The sequence below is a fragment of the Pseudonocardia sediminis genome, assembly GCF_004217185.1.
Classification (GTDB): Bacteria; Actinomycetota; Actinomycetes; order Mycobacteriales; family Pseudonocardiaceae; genus Pseudonocardia; species Pseudonocardia sediminis.
In genome coordinates, this window is record NZ_SHKL01000001.1 from 1037748 (window position 1) to 1062527 (window position 24780).

The 24780-nt window shown below is 72.9% G+C and carries 25 protein-coding genes, 1 tRNA gene and 1 other RNA gene; 20 read left to right on the forward strand and 7 right to left on the reverse strand.

The annotated features are described in order from the left end of the window. The first annotated feature begins 32 nt into the window (after positions 1-32). The 12 genes from prfB to EV383_RS05115 all read left to right on the forward strand — a co-directional run bounded on the left by prfB (position 33) and on the right by EV383_RS05115 (position 10135). Positions 33-1136 carry a peptide chain release factor 2 gene (gene prfB / locus EV383_RS05060; protein ID WP_130288823.1) on the forward strand — a complete coding sequence of 368 codons (1104 nt, stop codon included), beginning with the start codon at positions 33-35 and terminating at the stop codon, positions 1134-1136. Beyond that, the gene (locus tag EV383_RS05065) at positions 1133-1876 is read left to right on the forward strand and encodes a LolA-like protein (protein ID WP_130288824.1); all 744 of its coding nucleotides are present in this window, start codon (positions 1133-1135) and stop codon (positions 1874-1876) included. The genes prfB and EV383_RS05065 overlap by 4 nt, the downstream gene beginning before the upstream one ends. Before the next feature lie 136 nt (positions 1877-2012). Beyond that, entirely contained in the window at positions 2013-2702 is a 690-nt protein-coding gene (ftsE, locus tag EV383_RS05070) for a cell division ATP-binding protein FtsE (RefSeq protein ID WP_130288825.1), read from the forward strand. Beyond that, complete coding sequence (gene ftsX / locus EV383_RS05075) at positions 2702-3604, forward strand: permease-like cell division protein FtsX (protein WP_130288826.1); 903 nt, start codon at positions 2702-2704, stop codon at positions 3602-3604. The genes ftsE and ftsX overlap by 1 nt, the downstream gene beginning before the upstream one ends. A gap of 38 nt (positions 3605-3642) precedes the next feature. Further along, entirely contained in the window at positions 3643-4128 is a 486-nt protein-coding gene (smpB, locus tag EV383_RS05080; protein ID WP_130288827.1) for an SsrA-binding protein SmpB, read from the forward strand. Positions 4129-4180: 52 nt separating this feature from the next. Further along, a complete protein-coding gene (locus EV383_RS05085; RefSeq protein ID WP_242622903.1) occupies positions 4181-5095 on the forward strand; it encodes an amidohydrolase family protein in 915 nt (304 codons plus the stop codon). Positions 5096-5163: 68 nt separating this feature from the next. Further along, positions 5164-5547, forward strand: a transfer-messenger RNA (tmRNA) gene (gene ssrA, locus EV383_RS05090). Between the two features lie 160 nt (positions 5548-5707). Then, the gene (locus EV383_RS05095; RefSeq protein ID WP_130288829.1) at positions 5708-6925 is read left to right on the forward strand and encodes a cytochrome P450; all 1218 of its coding nucleotides are present in this window, start codon (positions 5708-5710) and stop codon (positions 6923-6925) included. 5 nt (positions 6926-6930) lie between these two features. Beyond that, on the forward strand, positions 6931-7122 hold the full coding sequence (locus EV383_RS05100) for a ferredoxin (protein ID WP_130288830.1): 192 nt from the start codon (positions 6931-6933) through the stop codon (positions 7120-7122). 146 nt (positions 7123-7268) lie between these two features. Beyond that, positions 7269-8750, forward strand: a complete 1482-nt coding sequence (locus EV383_RS05105; RefSeq protein WP_130288831.1) for a cryptochrome/photolyase family protein — start codon at positions 7269-7271, stop codon at positions 8748-8750. A gap of 54 nt (positions 8751-8804) precedes the next feature. Beyond that, complete coding sequence (locus EV383_RS05110; RefSeq protein ID WP_242622904.1) at positions 8805-9368, forward strand: MauE/DoxX family redox-associated membrane protein; 564 nt, start codon at positions 8805-8807, stop codon at positions 9366-9368. Then, positions 9365-10135, forward strand: a complete 771-nt coding sequence (locus EV383_RS05115) for a DsbA family protein (protein WP_130288832.1) — start codon at positions 9365-9367, stop codon at positions 10133-10135. Before EV383_RS05110 ends, EV383_RS05115 begins: the two co-directional genes overlap by 4 nt. Here EV383_RS05115 and yczE read toward each other — a convergent pair. Beyond that, positions 10110-10715: a membrane protein YczE gene (gene yczE / locus EV383_RS05120; RefSeq protein ID WP_207223744.1), complete on the reverse strand. Its 606-nt coding sequence runs from the start codon at positions 10713-10715 to the stop codon at positions 10110-10112. The genes EV383_RS05115 and yczE overlap by 26 nt on opposite strands. Before the next feature lie 110 nt (positions 10716-10825). Between yczE and yczR the strand changes: the two genes are divergently transcribed. After that, positions 10826-12274, forward strand: a complete 1449-nt coding sequence (gene yczR / locus EV383_RS05125; protein ID WP_165438238.1) for a MocR-like transcription factor YczR — start codon at positions 10826-10828, stop codon at positions 12272-12274. 60 nt (positions 12275-12334) lie between these two features. Here the strand turns inward: yczR and EV383_RS05130 are convergent, their stop codons facing one another. Continuing rightward, positions 12335-13771, reverse strand: a complete 1437-nt coding sequence (locus EV383_RS05130; protein ID WP_423213686.1) for a GntP family permease — start codon at positions 13769-13771, stop codon at positions 12335-12337. Between the two features lie 129 nt (positions 13772-13900). Between EV383_RS05130 and EV383_RS05135 the strand changes: the two genes are divergently transcribed. Then, a complete protein-coding gene (locus tag EV383_RS05135) occupies positions 13901-14608 on the forward strand; it encodes a FadR/GntR family transcriptional regulator (RefSeq protein ID WP_130288836.1) in 708 nt (235 codons plus the stop codon). Positions 14609-14623: 15 nt separating this feature from the next. Here the strand turns inward: EV383_RS05135 and EV383_RS05140 are convergent, their stop codons facing one another. The 3 genes from EV383_RS05140 to EV383_RS05150 form a co-directional block, all read right to left on the reverse strand. After that, positions 14624-15028 (reverse strand): FmdB family zinc ribbon protein, encoded by a 405-nt coding sequence (locus tag EV383_RS05140; RefSeq protein ID WP_130288837.1) that lies wholly within the window; start codon positions 15026-15028, stop codon positions 14624-14626. Next, complete coding sequence (locus EV383_RS05145; protein WP_130288838.1) at positions 15028-15810, reverse strand: N-acyl homoserine lactonase family protein; 783 nt, start codon at positions 15808-15810, stop codon at positions 15028-15030. Before EV383_RS05145 ends, EV383_RS05140 begins: the two co-directional genes overlap by 1 nt. Positions 15811-15917: 107 nt before the next feature. Continuing rightward, a complete protein-coding gene (locus tag EV383_RS05150) occupies positions 15918-16430 on the reverse strand; it encodes a nuclear transport factor 2 family protein (protein ID WP_165438239.1) in 513 nt (170 codons plus the stop codon). A 103-nt stretch (positions 16431-16533) separates the two neighbouring features. On the opposite strand from EV383_RS05150, the gene EV383_RS05155 reads away from it, so the two are divergent. The 3 genes from EV383_RS05155 (at position 16534) to EV383_RS05165 (ending at position 19633) form a co-directional block, all read left to right on the forward strand. Continuing rightward, the gene (locus EV383_RS05155) at positions 16534-17286 is read left to right on the forward strand and encodes an SDR family oxidoreductase (protein WP_130288840.1); all 753 of its coding nucleotides are present in this window, start codon (positions 16534-16536) and stop codon (positions 17284-17286) included. Positions 17287-17543: 257 nt separating this feature from the next. Then, complete coding sequence (locus EV383_RS05160; RefSeq protein ID WP_130288841.1) at positions 17544-18428, forward strand: TrmB family transcriptional regulator; 885 nt, start codon at positions 17544-17546, stop codon at positions 18426-18428. A gap of 32 nt (positions 18429-18460) precedes the next feature. After that, complete coding sequence (locus tag EV383_RS05165) at positions 18461-19633, forward strand: MFS transporter (protein WP_165438240.1); 1173 nt, start codon at positions 18461-18463, stop codon at positions 19631-19633. A gap of 1 nt (position 19634) precedes the next feature. Here the strand turns inward: EV383_RS05165 and EV383_RS05170 are convergent, their stop codons facing one another. Next, positions 19635-21638: a S9 family peptidase gene (locus tag EV383_RS05170; protein WP_130288843.1), complete on the reverse strand. Its 2004-nt coding sequence runs from the start codon at positions 21636-21638 to the stop codon at positions 19635-19637. A gap of 86 nt (positions 21639-21724) precedes the next feature. Here EV383_RS05170 and EV383_RS05175 point away from each other — a divergent pair. From EV383_RS05175 to EV383_RS05185, 3 genes are all read left to right on the forward strand, one after another. Then, positions 21725-21797 (forward strand) — tRNA-Ala (locus EV383_RS05175). A 179-nt stretch (positions 21798-21976) separates the two neighbouring features. Next, positions 21977-23029 (forward strand): helix-turn-helix domain-containing protein, encoded by a 1053-nt coding sequence (locus tag EV383_RS05180; RefSeq protein ID WP_130288844.1) that lies wholly within the window; start codon positions 21977-21979, stop codon positions 23027-23029. A 40-nt stretch (positions 23030-23069) separates the two neighbouring features. Beyond that, positions 23070-23969: an alpha/beta hydrolase gene (locus tag EV383_RS05185; protein ID WP_130288845.1), complete on the forward strand. Its 900-nt coding sequence runs from the start codon at positions 23070-23072 to the stop codon at positions 23967-23969. Positions 23970-23997: 28 nt separating this feature from the next. Here EV383_RS05185 and EV383_RS05190 read toward each other — a convergent pair whose 3' ends face one another. Continuing rightward, the gene (locus tag EV383_RS05190) at positions 23998-24738 is read right to left on the reverse strand and encodes an MIP/aquaporin family protein (RefSeq protein WP_242622906.1); all 741 of its coding nucleotides are present in this window, start codon (positions 24736-24738) and stop codon (positions 23998-24000) included. Between the last annotated feature and the right edge of the window lie 42 nt (positions 24739-24780).

The following is a 24780-nucleotide window of genomic DNA, read 5'->3' on the forward strand; positions in this document are numbered from 1 at the left end:
CGGTCCCCGGCGCCCGCGTAGGCTGAAATGCTGTGAACCCCGACGTCCAGGCCGACATCAAGGATCTCGACGGAACGCTGTCCAGCATCGAGGCCGTCGCCGACGTTCCCGCGCTGCGCCAGGAGATCGACGAGCTCTCCGAGCAGGCCGGGCGTCCCGATCTCTGGGACGACGTCGACGCCGCGCAGAAGATCACCAGCCGTCTCGCGCACGCACAGGGCGACCTGCGCCGTCTCGACGACCTGCGCGGTCGCCTCGACGACCTCCCGGTGCTCTACGAGCTGGCCGAGGAGGAGGACGACGGCTCCGCCTCGTCCGACGCCGACAACGAGCGCGCGAAGCTGCGCCGCGAGATCGCCTCGCTCGAGGTCCGCACGCTGCTCTCCGGCGAGTACGACCAGCGCGAGGCCCTGGTGACGATCCGCGCCGAGGCGGGGGGCGTGGACGCCGCCGACTTCGCCGAGATGCTGCTGCGGATGTACCTGCGCTGGGCCGAGCGCCACGGCTACGGCACCGACGTCTACGACACCTCCTACGCCGAGGAGGCCGGCATCAAGTCGGCCACGTTCGCGGTGCACGCGCCGTACGCCTACGGGACGCTCTCGGTCGAGCAGGGCACGCACCGTCTCGTCCGGATCTCGCCGTTCGACAACCAGGGCCGCCGCCAGACCTCGTTCGCCGGGGTCGAGGTGGCGCCGGTCGTCGAGACGACCGACCACGTCGAGATCGACGAGAAGGAGCTGCGCGTCGACGTCTACCGGTCGTCGGGGCCCGGCGGGCAGGGCGTCAACACGACCGACTCCGCGGTGCGGCTGACCCACATCCCGACCGGGATCGTCGTGTCGTGCCAGAACGAGCGCTCGCAGCTGCAGAACAAGGCCAGCGCGATGATGGTGCTGCAGGCCAAGCTCCTCGCCCGCAAGAAGCAGGAGGAGCAGGCGCTGATGGACTCGCTCAAGGACGGCGGCTCGTCCTGGGGCAACCAGATGCGCAACTACGTTCTGCACCCGTACCAGCAGGTCAAGGACCTGCGGACCGGGCTGGAGCAGAACAACCCGTCGCAGGTGCTCGACGGCGAGATCGACGACTTCGTCGAGGCCGGCATCCGCTGGCGCATGCAGGCCTCCGACGCGTGATCCGGATCTCGCCCCGGCGCTCCGGCGTCGCCGCGGCCCTGGTGTGCGCGGTCCTGATGACCGGCGCGTGCACCTCGGATCCGGCGCCGTCGTCCCCGGACCCGTCGAACCCGGGCGCCCCGGTGGCCGCCGCGACCCCGGAGCAGGCCGTCGGGAACGCCGCCGTCGCCACGACGGAGGCCGGGTCGGCGCGGACGGTGCTCGTCGCCGAGACCGCCGTCGGTACCGTGCGGGCCACCGGCCCGGTCCGATTCGCGCCGTTCGCGGCCGACCTGACGGCCACCGTCGGGGCCCGCGAGATCGGGGTGCGCACCGTCGACGGGACGTCCTGGGCGCGGTTCGGCACGCGCTGGCAGCAGCTCTCGCCGGGCCTGCTCCCGGTCGGGGCCGTCGCCGGTGCCCTGCGCTCGGCGTCCGGTCTGACCGGGGTGACCGAGGTGGGGCCCGAGCGGGTCGGTGACGTCGCGACGACGTACTACCGCGGCACCGTCGACCTCGCCGCCGTCCCGGCGCCGGACGCGACCGCCCGCGCCGAGCTGGACGAGCTCGCCGCCCTGGCCACACCGAACCCGGGCATCGAGGTGTGGGTCGGTCCGGACGGGAGGATCGTGCAGCTGCGCACCAGCTCGGTCGCGACGCCCGGGACGCAGGCGGCCTCCGCGCCGGCCCCGGGCGCGATCACGGTGACGCTGTCCGACCCGGGCATCCCGGTCGAGGTCACCCCGCCGCACACGGGCTGAGCTCCGGGTCCCGGGGAGGTCCCGGGCCGTGGAGAGCGCGCCCGGGGCGCCACCCCGGACCACGTCCGGTGTGGATGCGACGGCGTGGGCGCGTCGTGACGGGGTGTGAAAGGTCGACGGCGGTAGGTTGCCGAGCGTGATCGAGCTGCACGACGTCACCAAGCTGTACCCGGCGTCGAGCCGGCCTGCCCTGGACCACGTCACGGCCACGGTGGACGACGGCGAGTTCGTCTTCCTGATCGGACCGTCGGGCTCGGGCAAGTCGACCCTGCTGCGGCTGCTGCTGCGCGAGGACCGGCCCACCGGCGGCGTGATCGAGGTCGGCGGCCTGGACGTGGCGAAGCTGCCCCGTCGCAAGGTCCCGAAGCTGCGCCAGCGGATCGGGTGCGTGTTCCAGGACTTCCGGCTGCTGGCCAACCGCAGCGTCGCCGGCAACGTCGCCTTCGCCCTCGAGGTGCTGGGCAAGAAGCCCGCCGACATCCGTCGCGACGTCCCGGAGCTGCTCGCGCTCGTCGGGCTGGAGGGCAAGGCCGAGCGGATGCCGCACGAGCTCTCCGGCGGCGAGCAGCAGCGGGTCGCGATCGCGCGGGCCTCGGTCAACCGCCCGCCGCTGCTGCTGGCCGACGAGCCCACCGGCAACCTCGACCCGGAGACCAGCCGCGGCATCATGCAGCTCCTCGAACGGATCAACCGCGGAGGCACGACGGTCGTGATGGCCACCCACGACGACACGATCGTCGACGCGATGCGCCGCCGCGTGATCGAGCTGCACGACGGCACGGTCGCCCGCGACGAGGCCCGCGCCGTCTACGGGGCCGGTCGCTGATGCGCGCCGCACTCCTGCGCCGTGAGGTCGGCTCCGGCCTGCGCCGCAACATCACGATGACGGTCGCGATGGTGCTGACCACGGCCGTCTCGCTGATGTCGGTCGGCGCCGGGCTGCTGATCGTCCGCACGATCGACGACATCGGCGCGCTCTACACCGACCGCCTGGAGATCCAGGTCGCGCTGACCCAGGACACGTCGTCGAACGATCCGGACTGCACCGGCCCGATCTGCTTCCGGCTCAAGAACGTCATCGAGTCCACCCCGGGGGTGGAGGAGGTGCGGTTCGAAAGCCAGCAGGAGGCCTACGCCCGGTTCAAGGAGCTCTTCGCCGGCCAGACCGTCGCCGACGTCGCCCGCCCGCAGTCGCTGCCGTCGACACTGCGGATCGAGCTGAACGACCAGGTGAACGGCCCGGACGCGGTGCGCGCCGCCGTCGCGGACCAGGTGGGCGTGCGCGAGGTCATCGACCAGCGCGACGTCGTGGCGAAGCTCTTCGACTTCCTCGGCGGGGTGCGCGACGTGGCGTTCGCGCTGGCCCTGGTGCAGGCGGTCGCGGCGGTGCTGCTGATCTCCAACACCGTGCAGGTCTCGGCGTTCACCCGGCGCACCGAGGTGGGTGTGATGCGCCTGGTCGGCGCCACCCGCTGGACCACGCAGCTGCCGTTCCTGGTCGAGGCCGCGGTGGCCGGGCTCGTCGGTGGTGCGCTGGCCGGGGTGGGCCTGCTGGCCGGGAAGTTCCTCGTCGTCGACGACCTGCTGGGCGCGATCGCGCAGAGCAACGTCATCCCGCCGGTGCAGCTCACCGACGTCCTGCTGACCTCGGCCGTGCTGGTCCCGGTCGGTGGCGTCGTCGCCGGCCTGACCGGCTACGTCACCCTGCGCCTCTACGTCAAGGTCTGACCGTGAATGCGGTGGCACGTCGCGGGTAGGCTGGTCCGGTGAAGGAAAAGGGCCGGAAGGTGATCGTGCAGAACCGCCGGGCCCGGCACGACTACGCGATCCTCGACACCTACGAGGCCGGGGTCGCACTCGTGGGCACCGAGGTGAAGAGCCTCCGCCACGGCCGGGCCTCGATGGCGGACGCGTTCGCGACCGTCGACGACGGCGAGGTGTGGCTGCGAGGCCTGCACGTCCCGGAGTACACGCAGGGCAGCTGGACGAACCACGAGCCGCGGCGCACCCGCAAGCTGCTGCTGCACAAGGGCGAGATCGAGCGGCTGATCGGCAAGATCCGCGAGGGCGGGCTCACGCTCGTCCCGCTCGCGTTGTACTTCAACGACGGCAAGGTCAAGTGCGAGATCGCGCTGGCGCGGGGCAAGAAGAGCTTCGACAAGCGCCACGACCTGGCCAAGCGCGACGCGGACCGCGACATCCAGCGCGCCATCGGCCGTGCCGCCAAGGGGCGCGCCCGCAGCATGCGCTGAGCCGGGCGCGCGGTGTGCGCCGAACCCGGCGGTCGGCGTTACGGTGATCGGCGTGGATCTCCCCGCGCCCCCGGAGTCGGACGACGACGTCCCCCGCTGGACCGCCGAGCTGGGCCTGCCCGGTCTCGTCGACACGCACGTGCACTTCCTGCCCGAACGCATGCTGGCCAAGGTCTGGGACTACTTCGACCACGCCTGCGAGCACTACGGCCGGGAGTGGCCGGTGCACTACAAGCTGCCCGAGGACGAACGGCTGCGGGTGCTCGACGAGCTGGGGGTGCTGCGGTTCGCGCCGCTGACCTACCCGCACAAGCCGGGGATGGCGCGCTGGCTGACCGGCTGGGCCGGCGAGTTCGCCGACGCGAACCCGGCCGCGGTCCGGACCGCGACGCTGTTCCCGGAGCCGGACGTCACCGAGTACCTGGGCGAGGCCGTCGAGGCCGGGTGCCGGATGGTGAAGGTGCACGTCCAGGTCGGCGGGTTCGACCCGCGCGACGAGCTGCTCGCCCCGGCCTGGGGACTGCTCGCCGACGCCGGTGTGCCGGCCATCGTGCACTGCGGCAACGGCCCGATCCCCGGCAGTTTCACCGGGCTCGACATCTTCGGCGAGGTCCTCGCCGCGCACCCGCGGCTGAAGGTCGTCCTGGCCCACGCCGGTCTGCCGGACTACACCGGCGCGCTGGAGCTGATGCGCCGCCACGAGAACCTGGTGATCGACACGACGATGGTCGGGACGCCGTACAGCGAGGACATGGCGCCGCTGCCGCAGGGCTGGGCGTCGAGCCTCGTCGAGTTCGCCGACCGCGTGGTGCTGGGCACCGACTTCCCGAACATCCCCTACGCCTACGCCGAGCAGCTCGTGGCGATCCACGGCTGGGCCGCCGCCGACGACCGTCTGGGCCTGCCCTTCCTGCGCTCGGTGCTGTACGACACGCCCGCCGCGGTGCTCGGCGTCGAACCGGAATGATCCGCGGGGCCGGAGGCGTTACTCTGGTACGACCGCCCGGCAACGGGTGGGAGCTGCAGGACCCACCAGGGGGTGAACGGTTTCGACTCCGATCGTCGATCAAGGTGAAGCGTGCCGAGGAAGACGACGATGATCTCGTTAACCATGCGTCGTAACAAAATAAGTGCCGACAACAGTCGCACTGCCCAGAGCGCTTTCGCGCTCGCTGCCTGATTAACCTCAGGTAGGGCTGTCGGTCCGGAGGCGTTCCCGCTCCGGGTTCCGGCATCATTAAGGGGACTCACCGCGCGGCTCGGCCACGGAGCCGCGTGGGACATCGAACAGTGGCTGGGATCGTCACACCGGCTTGTTCGCGTGACCGGTGGATCCGAGTAGAGGCTCAGCGGACTGCGCACGGAGAAGACCTTGTGAACCGACGGAGGACCCGGGTTCGATTCCCGGCACCTCCACCAGCGAGACCGACGGGGCCGTATCCGCCACACAGGCGGCTACGGCCCCGTCGTCGTGCGCGGGGCTCGTCCGCGAAACCCGATGATCTTCTCGCCACAGAACGTTGCATGACGAAACGATGCATTGCTAACGTTCTGGGTGGAGCGAGGAGAGGTGCACCACATGACCACCACAGAGGTGTCCGAGCAGGCGCAGACGTCGTACCCGATGGCCCGGGAGTGCCCGTACAGCCCGCCGGCCGAGCTGGGCCGGCTGCAGGCCGACGAGCCGATCACCCGCGCCCGGATCTGGGACGGGAGCACGCCGTGGCTGCTCACCCGCTACGCCGACGTGCGCTCGGTGCTCGCCGACCCGCGCTTCAGCTCCGACCCCTACCGCGACGGCTATCCGACGGTCGCGGCGTCGCGGAAGATCCGCCAGGACCGGCAGCGCCCGTCGTTCATCTTCATGGACGACCCGGACCACGCCCGGCTGCGCAAGATGCTGATCGGCGAGTTCACCGTCCGCCGGATCGAGACGCTGCGGCCGCTGATCGAGCAGACGGTCACCGAGCTGCTCGACGCGATGGAGGCGGGGCCGCGGGAGACCGACCTGGTGCAGGCGTTCGCGCTGCCGCTGCCGTCGCTGGTGATCTGCCACCTGCTCGGCGTGCCCTACGCCGACCACGCCTTCTTCCAGGAGCAGAGCCACGCCCTGCTCGACCTCACCTCGGGCGAGGAGAAGGTCGTCGCCGCGCTCGATGCGCTGCAGGGCTATCTCGACGAGCTGGCCGAGGCCAAGCGGAAGAACCCGACCGACGACCTGATCTCGCGCCTGGGCGCCCGGGTGAACGCCGGCGAGCTGGAGATCTCCGAGGTCAGCGCGATGGCGTTCCTGCTGCTCGTCGCCGGGCACGAGACGACCGCGAACATGATCGGTCTCGGCACGCTGACCCTGCTCCACCACCCCGACCAGGCCGCACTCGTGCGCGACGGCGACACCGCCACCGTGCGCTCCGCGGTGGAGGAGCTCCTGCGGGTGCTCACCGTCACCCACGTCGGACGTCGCCGCGTCGCGCTGGAGGACGTGGAGGTCGACGGGACGCTGATCCGGGCGGGCGAGGGCGTCATCCTGGCCGCCGAGGCCGCCAACCGGGACCCGGAGAAGTACTCCCACCCCGACGACCTCGACATCACGCGCGGCACGAACCAGCACGTCGCGTTCGGGTTCGGCATCCACCAGTGCCTGGGCCAGCCGCTGGCCCGGATCGAGCTGCAGATCGCCTACCCGGCCCTGCTGCAGCGGTTCCCGGACCTGCGGGTCACGGTGCCGGACTCCGAGATCCGGTTCCGCGAGGAGATGGCCGTGTACGGCGTGCACGAGCTGCCGGTGGCATTCTGATGGGCATGAAGGTGACGGTCGACAAGGACATGTGCATCGGCGCCGGACAGTGCGTGGTGACGGCCCCGGACGTGTTCGACCAGGACGACGACGGCTTCGTCGAGGTGCTCAACGAGAATCCGGGGGAGGGTGACGCGGAGGCCGTCCGCGACGCCGCGCACGTCTGCCCGGCCCGCGTGATCACGGTCGAGGAGTAGGGACCCGTCAGGCCGTGCTGACGCCGATCAGCGTGCCGACCGGGTGGGTGGCGCCCGCCGCGATCACGCCGGGCACGAGCTGACGCAGCGCGGCGCCGGTCACTCGCCGGGTCGCGGCGTGGGCGGCGCGCCCACACACTGATCCGATGTCGGAACCCCCGTTGTGGCTCTTCGGTGACCAGCTCGGACGTCACGTGTGGGACACCGAGGAGTTCGCCGGCCGCGAGATCGTGATGGTCGAGTCGTCGGGGGCGCTGGGCCGCAAGCCGTTCCACCGTCAGAAGCTGCACCTGATGCTGTCCGGGATGCGGCATCTCGCCGACGAGCTCGGTGACCGGGTCACCTACCTGCGGACCCGGACGTACCGGGAGGCGCTGGAGCAGTTCGGGCGCCCGGTCGTGGTGCACCAGCCGACGTCGTTCCCGGCCTCGGACATGGTGCAGCGGTTCGTGAAGGAGGGCCTGGTCACCGAGGTCCGGCCGAACCCGTCGTTCGCGCTGTCGCAGCCCGAGTTCGACGAATGGGCGGGCGACCGCGAGACGTTCCGGATGGAGGACTTCTACCGGACCCAGCGCCGGCGCTTCGACGTGCTGATGGACGGCGACGAGCCGGTCGGCGCGAAGTGGAACCTCGACGCGGACAACCGCGAGCCCCCGCCGAAGGGGCAGCGCTCGCTCGACGTCCCGGGTCCGTGGCAGCCGACCGAGGACGCGATCGACGAGCAGGTCCGCGCCGACCTGGACGAGGCCGGGAACCCCACCGTGGGCGTCGACGGGCCGAGGCTGTTCGCCGTCACCCACGACGAGGCGCAGGCCGCGCTGGCGCACTTCGTCGAGTACCGCCTGGACGCGTTCGGCCCGTACGAGGACGCGGTGATGGAGCAGGACTGGGCGATGGCCCACTCGCTGCTGTCGGTCCCGTTCAACTACGGGGTGCTGCACCCGCTCGACGCCGTGCACGCCGCCGAGCAGGCCTACCGCGACGGCAACGCGAGCCTGGCCAGCGTGGAGGGGTTCGTCCGGCAGGTGCTGGGCTGGCGGGAGTACGTCTGGCAGCTCTACTGGCGCTTCGGACGCGAGTACACGCGCCGCAACGCCCTGGGCTCGCACACGTCGCTGCCGGACTGGTGGACCTCGCTCGACGCCGACGCCGTCACCGCGAAGTGCCTGGGCGGTGCCCTGGAGGGGGTGCGCGACCGCGGCTGGACCCACCACATACCGCGGCTGATGATCCTGGGCAACCACGCCGCGCAGCGCGGCTACGACCCGGCCGAGCTCAACGACTGGTTCGCCACCGCGTTCGTCGACGGCTTCGAGTGGGTGATGCCGGTGAACGTGATCGGGATGAGCCAGCACGCCGACGGCGGGGCGATGGCGACGAAGCCCTACTCCGCAGGCGGGGCCTACCTGAACCGGATGACCGACCACTGCCGCGGCTGCGCCTTCGACCCGAAGGTGCGGGTGGGGGAGAAGGCCTGCCCGTTCACCGCCGGGTACTGGCAGTGGGTCCACCGCAACGAGAAGCTGCTCGCCGCGAACCACCGCACCGCCCGCGCGGTGGCGACGATGAACCGGCTCTCCGACCTCGACGCCGTGCTGGAGCAGGAGTCGGCCCGCGAGGAGTTCTAGTCGCCGCGGCACCGGCGCGACGGCGCCGACGTGGCGATCGCTAGGCTCGGCCGGGTGAACCGCGCACGGATCCTCGATGTCGTGGGCACGCTCGTGCGGCTCGGGCTCGCCGGGATCTGGATCGTCTCCGGCGCGGTGAAGATCGCCGACCCGATCCAGACCGCGGTCGCGGTGGACGCCTACGACGTGCTGCCGGTCGGCGTGGTGCCGGTCGTGGCGGCCGTGCTGCCGGTGTTCGAGCTGGCCCTGGGCGCGCTGCTGCTCGCCGGGGCCGGGACGCGCGCGGCGGCCGTGGTCTCGGCGCTGCTGCTCCTGGTGTTCCTGGCCGGTCTCGGCCAGGCGTGGGCGCGCGGGCTCTCGATCGACTGCGGCTGCTTCGGCGGCGGCGGGGCGGTCGAGCCGGGTGAGGAGGCCTACGGCACCGAGCTGGTCCGGGACCTCGGGTTCCTGGCGCTCGCCGGATGGCTGGTGGTGCGCCCGCGCACCCGGTTCGCGCTGGACCGGCGCTGGGACCGCAGCGGGGACGTGTACGACGGAGACGACGGGCCCGCGGACGACGGCGGGCCGACGACGCAGGGCCGGTCCGAACCGGCCGGAACGGGGAGGAACCCGCGATGAGTGGTCGGAGCGAGCGCGAGCGGCGCGAGGCGGCCCAGGCCCGGCTCTCGGCGGCGGGCATCACGCCCACGAAGAAGAGCACCGGTGGCGGCGGTGGCAAGCAGGGCCTGGTGATCGCGGCGGTGATCCTGGTCGTCGCGCTGGTCGCGGGCCTGTTCTACGCGTGGCAGACGAGCTCGACCAGCAGCACCGCGGCCCCGGTCGCGCCGACGTACCAGTCGAGCCGGTCCGGCACCGTCGTCACCTCGGGTGCCGCGAGCGCTCCGGTCACCGTGGACGTCTACGAGGACTTCCTCTGCCCGGCCTGCCAGCAGTTCGAGCGGATCTACGGTGACGAGATCACCGCCGCGCTGAACGAGGGCAAGATCAAGGTCAACTACCACGTGATCGCGATCCTGAACGAGCGCAGCAACCCGGCCGGCTACTCCACGCTGGCCGGCAACGCCGGTCTCTGCGCCGCCGACGCCGGCATCTGGCCCGCGTTCCACTCGCGGCTCTTCGCCGAGCAGCCCTCCGAGGGCGGGGCCGGCAAGACCGCCCAGGAGCTGGCGACGATCGGTCAGCAGCTCGGCGCGCAGGGCGACTTCGCCGGCTGTGTGACCGGCAACGGCGACGCCGGGGCGATCACCCAGGCGACCGACGACGCCGCCGGCGACCAGGCGGTCGCCCCGGGTGGGCGCCTGTCCACCCCGACCGTCCTGGTCAACGGGAAGGCGATCGAGCTCAACGACAGCGACTGGCTCAAGAACGCGACCGGCGCGGCCTGAGGTCCACGGTGAACCGCGGCAGGAACCACTGCACGAGCGGTCCGACGCCCAGCGCGTAGGCCACCGTCACCACTCCGAACGTGCCGCCGAGCAGCCAGCCGGTGAGCACGACCGCGACCTCGATCGCGGTCCGGACCAGCCGGACGGACCAGCCGGTCCGGGCCGCGAGCCCGGTCATCAGCCCGTCCCGCGGGCCGGGCCCGAGCCCGACGCCGATGTAGGCGGCCGTCGCCGCGGCGTTGAGCACGATCCCGGCGGCGGCGAACCCGATCCGCCACCCGAGCGCGTCCGGGTCGGGCACGACGGCCAGCGCGAGGTCCACGGTCGCGCCGATGACCACGACGTTCGCGACCGTCCCGATCCCCGGCCGCTCGCGCAGCGGGACCCACAGCAGGAGCACCACCACGCCGGTCAGGACCGTGGTCGCGCCGATGCTCAGCCCGGTGCGCAGCGCGACGCCCTGGTGCAGCACGTCCCACGGCATCGCCCCCAGTCCCGCCCGCAGCATCAGGGCCATCGAGAACGCGTACGCCACCAGGCCCAGGACGAGCTGGGTCAGCCGTCGCGTGCGCCGGGGCATCCTCAGCGACCAGCGGGTCGCGTTCCTCGCGGTGGGATCGATCGTCACGGAATGGCATGCTGCCGTGGCGAGTGGCACGGCGTCATCGGTCCAATCGACGGGAAGTGGCCTTGATCGGCAGTGGTCATATCGGTGCGGCGCGGCTGGCGTCCCTGCTCGGGGACGTGCGGTCCGGGCGCGGACCCGCCTACCGGGAGCTGGCCGCGGCGGTCCGGGTCCTGGTCGACGACGGCCGGCTGCCGTCCGGCACGCGGCTGCCCGCCGAGCGGGCGCTGGCCGCTGAGCTGTCGCTGAGCCGGGTCACCGTCACCCACGCCTACGGCGAGCTGCGCGAGAACGGCTGGGCGGACGCGCGGCAGGGCTCCGGGACGTGGGTGCGGCTCCCGGACGGCCCGCTGCGCGCCGACGGGGCATGGGTGCCCGGGCCCGTCCGCGGCGGCGTCATCGACCTCACCCACGCCGCCCCGCCGGCCCCGCAGCTGATGGCGGAGCTGGTGCGCCGGGCGATGGACCGGCTCGACGCCGAGCTGGCCGGGCACGGGTACGGCCCGGACGGACTGCTCGCACTGCGCGAGCGGGTCGCGGACCGCTTCGCCGCCCGCGGGCTGCCGACCGACCCGGACCAGATCGTGGTGACCGGCGGGGCGCTGCACGCGATCGGCACCGCCCTCGGCGAGCTCGCCGGGCCGGGGGACCGCGTCCTCGTCGAGCACCCGACCTACCCCGCCGTGCTGGACGTCATCGACGACGCCGGCGCCCGCCCGGTCCCGGTGGCACTCGACCGGGACCCGGTGCAGACCGCGCTGCCGCGCGCGGCCCGCCAGACCGCCGCCCGCGTCGCCTACCTGATGGCCGACTTCCAGAACCCGACCGGCGCCCTCCTCGACGACGACGCCCGGGCCCGGCTGGTGGAGCGCCTGGCCCGCCTGGACGTGGTCGCGATCGTCGACGAGACGTTCGTCGACCTCGACCTGCGCGACGGCCCACCCGACGGGCCGCGACCCGTCGCGGCACACGCCCCGCGCGGGGGCGACGTCGTCACGGTCGGCGGGGTCAGCAAGATCGCCTGGGGCGGCCTGCGGCTGGGGTGGATCCGGGCCGCGCGCGAGCCGGCCGCCCGGATGCGGCGCCGTCTCGCCCGCGCGCAGATCTCACCGCCGGTGCTGGAGCAGCTGATCGGCATCGAGGTCCTCGACGCGCTGGAGGACCTGCGGGCCGAGCGGATCGGGCCGCTGCGGGCCCAGCGGGGCCGCCTGGTCGCCGAGATCGCCGCGGAGTTCCCGGACTGGCGGGTGGAGGTGCCCGACGGCGGGCTGATGCTGTGGTGCGACCTCGGGACGGAGATGTCCACGGCGCTCTGCGCGGTCGCCCCGCGGCACGGGCTGAGCCTCGCGCCGGGACCGCGGTTCGGGCCGGGACGGTCGTTCGAGGACCGGCTGCGGCTGCCGTTCACCCACCCCGAGCCGGTGCTGGCCGAGGCCGTGCGACGGCTGCGCCGGGCCGTCGACGACGTCGGCGCGGGCCCCGTCTCCGAGGCCCGCGCCGAGCTGGTCGTGTAGCGCCTCCGGCGCCCGTGCGCGGATATCGTCGCCAGGGCGGCGATATCCGCGCACGAGGGGTCAGACGACCAGGTCGAGCAGCAGCACGAACACCAGGCCGAAGACCGAGATCAGCGTCTCCATGATCGACCAGGTCCGGATGTTCTGGCCGACGGTGAGCCCGAAGTACTCCTTGACCAGCCAGAACCCGGCGTCGTTGACGTGGGAGAAGAACAGCGAGCCGGCGCCGATGGCCAGCACCAGCAGCGACGTCTGGGCCGGGTCGAGCGTGGACAGCAGCGGCACGAGGATCCCGGCCGCGGTCACCGTCGCGACCGTCGCCGAGCCGGTCGCCAGCCGGATCGCGACCGCCACGAGCCAGCCGAGGAACAGCACCGAGATACCGGCGCCGGTGGCCCAGTCGGCGATCAGCTGCCCGATCCCGGTGTCGACCAGGGTCTGCTTGAACCCGCCGCCGGCGGCGACGATCAGGACGATGCCGGCGATCGGCGGGAGCGCGTTCTCGAGCGTCTTCGACACCGCGCGCACGCCCATCCCGGCTCCGCGGCCGAGCGTGAACGCCGCGACCAGCACCGAGATCAGCAGCGCGACCAGCGGGGTGCCGACGAAGTCCAGTGCCGAGCGGGCGAGCGTGCCCTCGGAGGCGACGAGGTCGGCGACGGCCTTCGCCATCATCAGCGCGACCGGCAGCAGCACCGTGGCGAGCGTGATCCCGAAGCTCGGGCGGGGAGCCTCGGGGGCGTCGGGCTCCCCACCACCGGAGCCGGTCCGCAGCGCGGTCCCGTCACCGGAGCCGGACCCGGCGGCCGCCATCTCGTCGCGCCCGGCGAACAGCGCCGGCGGCGCGACGTCGACCCAGCGGGCGGCGAACCGGGCGAACACCGGCCCGGACAGCGCGATCACCGGGATCGCGACGACGACGCCGAGCAGCAGCGTGATGCCCAGGTCGGCGTTCAGCACCCCGATCGCGGCCAGCGGGCCGGGGTGCGGCGGCACCAGGCCGTGCATCGCCGAGAGCCCGGCCAGCGCCGGGATCCCGACCGCGATCACCGAGACCTGCGCGCGCCGGGCGACCAGGAAGATCACCGGCATCAGCATCACGAGGCCGATCTCGAAGAACATCGGCAGCCCGATCAGCGCCCCGACGCCGGCCATCGCCCACGGCAGCGTCCGCGGGCCGGACCTCCCCACGATCGTGTCGACGAGGCGGTCCGCACCGCCGGAGTCGGCGAGCAGCTTGCCGAACATGGCGCCGAGCGCGATCAGCGTGCCGACGCTCGCCGCGGTGTCGCCGAAGCCGGTCGTGAAGCTCTCCACGGCGTCGTCCATCGCCTGTCCCGCCACGGCCGCGACCAGCAGTGAGCCGATCGTCAGGGCCAGGAACGGGTGCAGCGAGAACCGGGTGATCAGCAGGACGAGGGCGGCGATGCCGACGAGCGCGGCGACGACCAGTCGTCCACCGGATGCGGCGGGGGCGACGGCCTCGGCCGCCAGCAGAACGGTGTGCACGGCTCGGACCTCCATGGTGACGGAACCGTCGACCAGAGTGCGTCATAAGTACTACTTATTCAACTCTGGATTGAATAAGAGCATGTGTATCGACGTCCGTGTGCCACGATCGTCGGCGTGAGCGAGACGGCACCGGGGCTGCACGCCGGACTGGTCGACCGGCTCGGCGCGCTCGTCGTCGGCGGTGAGCTGGGCGCCGGGCAGGTGCTCAGCGCCGAGGAGCTGGGGGCGCGCTTCGGCGTCTCGCGGACCGTCGTGCGCGAGGCCGTCCGGGTCCTGGAGTCGATGGGGATGGTGCGCAGCCGGCGACGGGTGGGGGTCACCGTCGCGCCGCGCGAGCGGTGGAACGTGCACGACCCGCGGATCGTGCGTTGGCGCCTGGACGGCCCGGACCGCGACGCCCAGCTGCGCTCGCTGTCCGAGCTGCGCCACGGCATCGAGCCGGTCGCCGCGGCCCTGGCCGCACAGCGGGCCACGCCGGAGCAGTGCGGTGAGCTGACCGGCGCGGTGATGGAGATGGCCGTGCACGGCCGCGGCGGGGACCTCGACGCCTACCTCGTCGCCGACGTCCGGTTCCACACCGCGCTGCTGGCGGCGTCGGGCAACGAGATGATCGCCGCGATGGACGGGACGGTGGCCGAGGTCCTGGCCGGGCGCACCCGGCACCACCTGATGCCGCCGGTCCCGGAACCGGCCGCGATCCGCCTGCACGCCGACGTCGCCGAGGCCGTCCGCGCCGGCGACGCCGCGGCCGCCGAGACCGCGATGCGCGCGATCCTGGACGAGGCGGCCGCGGCGATGCGTTCCATCACCGACCCGGACTGAGATCTGCCTCCGGGGTCACTGTGTGGCCAGGGGACCTCCGCTGTACTGGGTCGTCACCGGAGCGGCGGGGTCCAGTGTCCCGGCCTTGATCGCGGACTCCTGGTGGGCGATCTCGCGATCCAGGGCGCGGTTGTCCCCGCGGACCCGGGCCGAGAGCATCCGCGCCGCGGTCGGCGTCAGCGTGCAGGTCCCGGGGACACCGGCACCGTGCCCACAGCCCCCGGCCGGGGTGCGCCCGTCGCCGGAGGAGGGCGAACCGGCCGACGGTGCGGGGGAGCGGGTGAGCAGTGCCCCGCCGAACCGCCGTCGCGCCGTCCCCGCGCAGCGGCCGCAGTCGGCGGTCTCCGGCAGCGGCCGGCTCACCCACCGGTCCGTGCGCGTGCCGCACTCCGGGCAGCCGTACTCGACGAGCAGCGCCATCAGGAGATCGCCTCGCCGATCGCCTTGAGCTTGTTCCAGTCGTCGAAGTCGTGCTGGATGATGATCTCCGCGTCGTGCGCGTGCGCGATCTGCTTCATCCGCCGGATCGAGTGCACCGCGTCCAGCGTCGAGTAGTCCGAGGGCATCGGCAGGTCGTTCTCCAGGGCCTCCGGCACGTGCACGGTGTCGCCGGTGAGCATGACGCTCTGGTTCGGCAGGCGGACCAGAGTGGAGGTGTTGCCCGGTGTGTGCCCGGGCAGCATCAGGATCTGGATCGCCCCGTCGCCGAAGAGGTCCAGATCGCCGGTCAGCGGGTGCCACTCGACGTCGCGGACCGGGTCGATGTCGGCCGTCCGGAAGAACGGCGTGGCCGCGGGCATCGGCCAGTAGGCGTAGGGCAGGTCCTGCGCCCCGATGTAGAAGCGGGCGTTCGGGAACAGCTTCATGCCCCCGGTGTGGTCGAAGTGCGAGTGGGAGATGATCACGTGGGTGATGTCGTCGGGCTTGAAGCCGACGACGGCGAGCTGCTGGTCGACCCGCAGCTCCGAGGAGAAGTCCAGGCCGATGTGGTCGGCGAGCTCGCCGTAGGTGCCGAACGGGTCGTCGATCGACTCCGGGGCCAGGCCGGTGTCGCACAGCACCAGCCCCCGCGGGTGCTGGATCAGGTAGGTGGGCACCGGCAGGTGGATCTCTCCGGTCCCGCCGACCACGAGCAGCCCGCGGTCGAGGGTGAACTTGGCGCCGTCGAGCGCCCACAGCTTCGTTGCTGTTCCGGTGGTCATGCTGGCTCTCCTCGGTGACTCGTGCGGGGCGCGTGGTGCGCCCCGGACACGGCGTCGAGGGTCGCATCAAATCCGGTGCATGTGTGAGCGCTGTCTCACCGGATGGACTAGGCCTCCAGCCGCATGTGGTGACGCTCCGCGCCCGCCCAGCCCTGCTCCAGCGGCACCGAGTACCAGATCCGCATCGTCACCGAGTCGAAGAACCACACACCGTCGTGCCGGCCGTAGACGTCGGCGAAACGCGCGCTGACCAGGAAGCTCTGCCCGTGGTAGACGGGGGTGGCGAACATGTGGCTGGTGCCGGTCGCGGTGTCGCCGTCGACCTCGATCTCGTGGGCGTGGATGAACTGGCGGACGAACGGCCCGCCGTCGCCGTCGGGGAGCAGGCGCGGGATGGAACCGAAGAACTCGCCGATCGCCTGCCGCCCGGACGACGAGCCCAGGTAGTCGTAGTCCAGCTCGGCGCCGGTGGAGAACAGGTCGCCGATCTCGTCCCACCGGTCGGTGTTGACGTGGTCGTGGAACCGGGCACGCAGGCTCCGGATCTCCTCGCGGGACTCCAGGACGTCGAGACGGTGGCGCAGGGCGGCGAGCTCGGCCGTGATGTCGGGTGTGGTCATGATCGGATCGTGCCCCGCGCGGCGGCGTCGCGCATCGGTCGGCGGCGGTACGTTCGGCGCCGGGTCCGGGCGACGGTGCCCGACCCGAGGAGAGGGGCCGCACATGGACCTGGGGATCGCCGGCCGGCGTGCGGCCGTGGCCGCGGCCAGCACCGGGCTGGGGTACGCGAGCGCGGCCGCGCTGGTCGCCGAGGGTGTGCAGGTGATGCTGTGCAGCTCCGACGCCGACCGGGCCCGGGCCGCGGCCGAGCGGCTGGGCCACGGCACGCAGGCGATGACCGTCGACCTCACCGACCCCGACGCCGCGGCCGGCTTCGTCACCGGCGCCGCCGAGCGGATGGGCGGGCTCGACATCCTGGTGGTGAACGGGCCGGGTCCGGCGCCGGGGCGGGTGTCGGACACCGCGCTGGCCGACTACCAGGCCGCGATCGACCGCAGCCTGCTCGCCGTCGTCGGGATGTGTCTGGCCGCGACGCCGGGGATGCGCGCGCAGGGGTGGGGACGGATCGTCGCGATCACCTCGCTCGGCGTGCGCCAGCCGTACCCGAATCTCGCGCTGTCCAACACCGCCCGCGCCGGGGCGACCGGGTTCCTGCGGACGCTCGCGCGTGAGATCGCCGCCGACGGCGTCACCGTCAACGCCGCGCAGCCCGGCCTGCACGAGACGAACCGGGTCCGCAGCACCCTGCCCGACCCCGACGCCCTGAGCGCGGCGCTGGCGACGATCCCGGCCGGTCGGCTCGGCGCTCCGGAGGACTTCGGGTCGGTCGTGGCGTTCCTGTGCTCGCAGCAGGCCGGCTACCTCACCGGTGCCGGGCTCCAGGTCGACGGCGGGGCCTACCAGGCCTTGATCTGACGGCGCCGGACACGACGTCGCTGCGGCGACGACTAGCACCCCGCCGACGGTGAGCCATGATCGTCCGCGCAGGTCAGGGCGCCGGCCGGGCCGACCGGACAGCCACCGTACGGACGTCTGACGTGTACGACGTGGACGGGCGGCTTCCGCCGGTCGTAGCGTCGTCGTCCACGACACGCCGCTCTCCGGCGTCGGTGTCGGTCGAGTTTGTGGGGCCATCCCACGAACGGCGGTACGGACAGTGACAGGATGCGCGGATGTCTCAGCAGAGCGTCGTCGACGAACTGGTCCGGCTCTCGATGTCCGGGTACGAGGCGAAGGCCTACGTGGCGCTCGTGGCCGCCGGTTCGCCGCTGAACGGCTACGAGGTCGCGAAGCGCTCCGGTGTCCCGCGCAGCACCGTCTACGAGACGCTCGGCAAGCTCGTCGGGCGCGGCGCCGCCTACGAGGTGCGCGCCGGTGAGGCGAGCGTCGGGTACCTGCCGCTGCCGCCCGCGGCGCTGCTGGACCGGATGCGCCGCGAGTTCGACCGCTCGATCGATGTCCTGAGCTCGGAGCTGCCGCAGGTCGCCTCGCCGCCGGACGTCCGCCTGGTGCACAGCCTGGCCGACCGGACGTCGCTGCTCGAACGCGCCGAGGACGTCGTGGCCGCGGCCCGGGGGGAGCTGTTCGTCTCCGCCTGGCCCGACGAGCTCACCCCGCTCAAGCCGCTCGCCCGGCGGGCCGAGACCGAGGGTGTCGACGTCTCGGTCGTCGTGTTCGGTGACGACCCGGAGCCGGTCGGGTCGACCACCATGCACCGCTTCTCCCGCCCCGAGGTGGTGCTGGACAACATCGGCTGCCGCCTGCTGGTGGTGGCCGCGGACCGGGAGCAGGCCGTGATCGGCGGCGTCGTCAACGGCGACGCGTGGGGTGTCTACACCGACGACCCGGCCGTCGTGCTGGTCGCGGTGGAGTACGTGCGTCACGACATCGCGATGCACGTGATCGCGGACAAGTTCGGGGCGGAGGGCTTCGCGGAGTTCTGGAACTCCGAACCGGCGTTGCGGCGCCTGCGCGCCGACCACGGCATCCCCGCGGCCCTGCTGGCCCGGGGCAGCGTCTCGTCGCCGCCCCCGCGGCGCCCGCGCCGCTCGCCCTAGGGCCGGAACCCGCGGACCGGCATGATGCCCGGGTGCGCGACGACGGGCAGCGGGTGTGGTGGGTCGCGTGTGGACTGCTGTTCGCGGCCGCGTTCGGGACGAACGTCCCGACCCCGCTGCTGCTGATCTACCGCGACACCCTGGACCTCTCGCCGACCGTGCTCACCGCGATCTTCGGCGTGTACGCGCTCGGGCTCGCGCCGTCGCTGCTGCTCGGTGGGCCGGCGTCGGACCGCCTCGGGCGGGTGCGGGTGCTGCTCCCGCTGACCGTGCTGGTCGGGGCGGCGTCGCTGCTGTTCCTGCTCGGGTCGCAGTCGCTGGCCGTGCTGTTCGTGGCCCGGTTCGTGCAGGGCCTCGCGTCCGGGGCGGTGTTCAGCGTCGGGAGTGCGTGGTTGCAGGACCTGGCCGGACCCGCCCGGGCGTCGACGGCGGCGCGGCGCGCGTCGATCGCGCAGACCGGCGGGTTCTGTCTCGGCCCGCTGACGTCCGGGCTGCTCGCCGGGTACGGACCGGCGCCGCTGACGCTGCCCTATCTGGTGCACGCCGCGCTCGTGGCGGTCGCCCTGGCCGGGGCGCTGGCGGTTGTCGGCCTCGGGACGCCCGGGCCCGGTGCCCGCGACGGCGCGGGCTGGCTGCCCCGGCCGAGGCTGACGGTGCCGGGACGACGGCTGTTCGCCCGCGTCACGGTGCCCACCGCGATCTGCGTCTATGCGTTCCCCTCGGTGGCGGTGACCGTGCTGCCGCTGCTGCTCGCCGACCGGTCGTCGTTGGTCGTGTTCACCGGTGTGCTGTCCGCGGCCACACTCGGCACCGGGACGCTGGTGCAGCCGTTCGCGCACCGGCTCGGCACCCGCTGCGGTCCGGTCGGGGCCGGGCTCGGTGCGCTCGGCTACGCCGTCGGCATCGTGTCCGGGTTCGCCCAGGCCGTGCCGCTGACGTTCCTGGCCGGCGTCCTGCTCGGCGCCGGCGGCGGGCTCTGTCTCAACGCCGGACTCGTCCTCGTCGCGCGGGTGTCCACCCCGGCCACCCGCGGCGCGTGCAACGGGCTGTTCTACACCTGGGCCTACGTCGGGTTCGCCGCGCCGCTGCTGACCACGTCGTTCGTCGACGTGACGGAGCTGGCGACCCCGCTCGCGGTGCTCGTGGCCCTGTCCGCGGCGACGTCGGTGTGGCTCGCGGTCCGCTCCCGCGACCGGGTCGTCTAGGTCATCCCGTCGGCACCTCGTCGGGTGCCGCTCCGCCGAGGTGGCGGGCGAAGAAGTCGAGGATGATCCGCGCCCGCGCCACCCGGTGCCGCGGCGAACCACCGCGGGAGAGCCCGTGGCTCTCCTCCGGGAACCGCCAGTACTCGACCGGCCTGTCGAGCATCCGCAGCGGCACGAACAGCGCGTCGGCCTGCTCGATCGGGCACCGCAGGTCGTTCTCCGAGTGCAGGATCAGCAGCGGCGTCTCGATCGCGCGGACGTAGGTCACCGGCGACATCCGGCGGTAGACCTCCGGGTGCTCGACGTGGTCGACACCGATCTCCCAGCGGAACCACGCCGCGATGTCCGAGCTCCACTCGGCCGACTCCAGGTTGTTCACCGCGCGCTCGCTGCACGCCGCGGCGAACCGGTCGGAGTGCCCGACGAGCCAGCTCGTCAGGAACCCGCCGTAGGAGCCGCCGAGCACACCGACCCGGTCGGCGTCCAGGCGCGGGAACGCCGCCAGCGCGCCGTCCAGGGCGGCCACGACGTCGTCGGCGTCGATGCCGCCCCACCCGGTGCCCGGCTTCTCCGGCGCCTCCGGTGCGCGGATCGCCCGGGCCCAGTTCTCGGTGAACCCGGTCGAGCCGTGCGGGTTGCACCAGACGACGGCGTACCCGGCCGCGTTCCACAGCCGGAACTCGTCGAGGAACGTCGTCGCGTACTGCGACATCGGCCCGCCGTGGATCGACAGCAGGACCGGCGCCGGTCCGTCGCCGTCGGGGAGCAGCACCCACGTGTCGACGTCGCCGTCCCCGGCGGGGGAGGGCACCGCGAGGTAGGACGGGTCGGGGCTCGGCACGGCGGCGTGGAACGAGTCGGTGAGGTGGGTGATCCGCCGCTCGGTGCCGTCCGCGTCGAGGACGTACAGCTCGGGGAGCCGCGACGAGGTGGACGACAGGAACGCCGTCGTGCCGCCTGCGGTGTCCACGCCGGACACGGTGCGGTCGCCGCCGAGCACCCGCTCCGGCTCGCCCGACCCCTCACCCGGCCCCTCGGTGGACACCCGGTAGAGGTGCACGTTGCCCCGGTCCTCGATCGAGAACAGCAGGTCCTCGCCGTCCCAGATCGGGGAGCGCGCGCCGGGGAACGGGGCGCACGTCCGGTCCAGGCCGTCGGCGAGCACCCGCTCGGTCCCGGTCCGCGCGTCGACGACGGCCGGTGACGCGTGCGCCGGCACCACCCGGCTGTCGTTCACCAGCGTCGCGATCCGGGTGCCGTCCGGGGAGAACGACGGCAGCCGGTGCGACCGCCCCGAGGTCGAGAGCAGGCGCGGCGCCGTCCCCGGCTCCGCGTCCGGGTCGACGAGGTAGAGGTCCTCGTGCTCGCGCAGGTCCCAGCCGGGCTCGCGGGCCGCGACGACGGCCAGCGTGCGCGAGTCCGGCGACCACGCCGGCGCCGAGTGCTCGAACGGCCCGCCCGCGACGACCCGCGGCGGCGCCGACCCGTCGACCGGGACCACGAACACGCTCGACGGCCGGTCGATGATCCAGCCCTCGCCGTCGAGACGGGAGAACAGCCGGTCGATCCGCCGCGGCTCCCGCGCCCGCTCGTCCTTCGGCCCGTAGCGGGCGGTGCGTTCCCGCGAGACGAACGCGATCCGCGCCCCGTCCGGCGACCACGCCACCTCCGAGATCGCCTCGACCCGCTCGCACACCGTGACCGTCTCGCCGGGCACGCCGACCGGCACGATCCGCAGCGCAGCCCCCTCGACGTCCTCGCCCCGACCGCTGGTGAACGCCAGCCGTGTCCCGTCCGGCGACCACACCGGCTCGCCGTCTCCGTACTCACCCTTCGTGAGCTGGTACGGAGCGCTCCCGCCGTCCGCGGCGGCCAGCCAGACCGCGCTGCGGTAGCGGTTGTTCTCCAGGTCGACGCGCTGGACCGTGAACGCGATCCGCGTGCCGTCGGGGGAGACGGCGGTGTCGCCGAGGGTGACCAGACGTCCGATGTCGAGGGGGTGCACGACGATCACGCTAGGCCCGGTCGGAGGTGGTGGCGACCCCGATTCCGACGGCTCCGGAGCGCCCTGTAAGGTTCTTTTCATCGCAAGGGGCTGTGGCGCAGCTGGTAGCGCACTTGACTGGCAGTCAAGGGGTCAGGGGTTCGAATCCCCTCAGCTCCACCCACTCTGACCAGCCGGGACTTCGTCCCGGCTTTTCTTTTTCGTCCATGGTCCGGCTCCGGACCTCGACGATCATCACCGCTCACACGGGCCGTCCCGGGCCTGGTGAGGGCCCTCTCCGCTCTCTACCGTGGTTCACCTGACGTGGTCGGACAGTGTTGTCGGGCGGAGGGTCGGTCGTGGCGGGAGACGAGGAGTCCTGGCGGACCGGGGACGAGCCGGGCGATGTGGCCGAGCAGTGGCGGGACATGCTCTCGGCCACCCACCTGCCGTGGTCGGTCGCCGTACCCCGTCCCGAAACCGGTGCCGTGCTGTTCGAGGCGGCGGTCCGGCGGTGGTGGATCGACGACCTCGCGCTCGTCGACTGCACGTGCGGTCCGTGCTCCGGGACGCGCACCCGTCGCGAGCTCGCGGGCACCGACGGCGAGTTCGTCGTCGTGCTGATCACCCTGGCCGGGCGCGAGACGGTCGCGCAGGGTGACGCCGAGGCGGGGCTCCGGCCCGGTGACGCCGTGGTCTGGGACAGCACCGCGCCGGCCCGGTTCGCCGTGTCGGAGCCGCTGTCCAAGCGGAGCCTGCTGATCCCCCGCGCCGCGCTGGACGAGGTCGGCGGGCGGGTGTGGACCTCGGGCGGGGTGAGGCTCGACGGGACGAAGCCCGCCACCCGCCTCCTGACGTCCTACCTGGACAGCCTCGGCGTCGCCCTCCCCGACCTCGGCCCGCAGTCGGTCAGGGCCGCGCGCAACGCCACGCTGGAGCTGTTCGTCGGGGCCCTGCGGGCCGGTGTCGACACACCGACGACGACCATGGCGCAGCCCGCGCTGAGGGACGCGATGGACCGCTACATCGAACGGCACCTGTTGCACGCCGCCGTCACCCCCGCGGCCATCGCCCGCGCGCACGGCGTCTCGGTCCGCACCGTGAACCGGATCTTCAACGCCACCGGCCAGACCGTGGGCGAGGTGGTGCGGGTGCGGCGCCTGGCCCGAGCGCGCGAAGATCTCACCGACGGTGACCTGCCCGTGTCGTCGATCGCACACCGCTGGGGGTTCTCCGACACCAGCCACTTCAGCCGGACGTTCAAGGCGCACTACGGGAGCTCGCCGAGCGAGTACCGGGAGGTGGCGCGGACCGGCCGGGCGGATGGCGCGTCCGTGCAAGGGCCTGTCGCTGCGGTTCAACGCCCCGCGCGTCCCGGCACCGAGACTGGGGTCACAGCGACCCGGGGCTGAGGCTCCGGCCGGTCGTCACGACCCGAGTGGAGGACCCACGATGACCCGACGCGACATCGAGTTCGACGCCGAAGGCACGACACTGCGGGGCTGGTTCTACCCGGCCGAGGGCGTGAGCGGCACCGCGCCGGTGATCGTCATGGCGCACGGGCTGTCGGCGGTCAAGGAGATGTACCTCGACAAGTACGCCGCCGCGTTCTCCGAGGCCGGGCTGGGCGCGCTGGTGTTCGACAACCGCAACTTCGGTGCCAGCGACGGCGAGCCCCGCCAGGAGATCGACCCCGTTCAGCAGGTGCGCGACTACCGCCACGCCATCACCTACGCGCTCACGCTGCCCGAGGTCGACCGGAACCGGGTCGGCATCTGGGGCAGCAGCTACTCCGGGGGCCACGTGCTCACCGTCGGTGCGTTCGACCAGCGGGTGAAGGCCGTCGTGTCCCAGGTCCCGCTGGTCGACGGCTACGAGAACATCCGGTCGCTGGTCCGGTCCGACTTCATCGGCGGCTTCCGCGACATGTTCGACGCCGACCGCGAGGCACGGTTCCGGGGCGAGCCGCCGGCGATGGTGCCCGCCGTCTCCGAGGACCCCCTGGGCCCGGCCGCGATGCCCACCCCGGACTCCTGGACGTGGTTCACCGAGACCCACACCGAGCGCGCACCGGCCTGGCGCAACGAGATCACCCTGCGCTCGGTCGAGCTGCTTTCCGAGTACAAGCCGGACGGCATCGTCGAGCGGATCGGCCCGACCCCGCTGCTCGTGCTCGTCGCCGAGAACGACGTCCTCACCCCGACCGAGCTGGCCCTGGCGACGTATCAGAAGGCCCGTGAGCCCAAGAAGCTGGTCATCCTGCCGGGCGGGCACTTCGACGCCTACGTCAAGGGCTTCGACGCGTCCATGATTCCGGCGCGTGACTGGTTCCTCGAGCACCTGTCGCCCTGACCCCCGGGTGTCCGGCGGTGGGCGGGAGCTACTGCGGCGTCGCTCCCCGGGCGAGGAACCGGTCGTACACGAGTGCGGCGACGAGGCCCCCGGCGATCGGCCCGACGACGTAGACCCAGAAGTTCGCCGGGTTCCCCGAGACGATCATCGGGCCGAGGGCGCGGACCGGGTTGACGGCTCCACCCGTGACCGGTCCGGCGATCATGACCGACACGGTGAGGGCGAAGCCGACCGCGAGGGGTGCCAGGGCGGAGGGGACGCGTTCGTCGGTCGCCACCGACACGACGACGAAGACCAGCAGGAACGTCACCAGCGCTTCGACGAGCAGTGCCTGCCCGATACCGGTGGCGGGAGCGAACGCGGTGGCGCCCAGCGCGGCGTCGGCCCGGCCGGGGTTGCCGAACGTCGCCCACGTGGCCAGGGCCCCGAGGAGCGCACCGCCGAGCTGGGCGACGAGGTAGGCCGGGACGAAGCGCCAGGGGAACCGGCCGGTCGCGGCCAGCCCGAGAGTGACGGCCGGGTTCACGTGGCCGCCGGAGACGTGCCCGATCGCGGCGACGACCACGAGCAGTGCGAACCCGAACACGAGCGGGGTGGCCAGGGAGTCGTAGGGGACCCCGGCCACCGGTCGGGCCAGCGACGCGGCCGTCGCCACGGCGGTGCCGCCGTAGACGAGGACGAAGGTACCGAGCAGCTCGGCGACGCCCGAGGTGAGCATGTTCGCCCCGAGGCTGCTGCCGTAGAGGCCGGCCTTTGCCTGTTCGGTCACGACGGCGGCGGGCTCAGCCGCCGGCGGTCTTGGCGGCGTTGT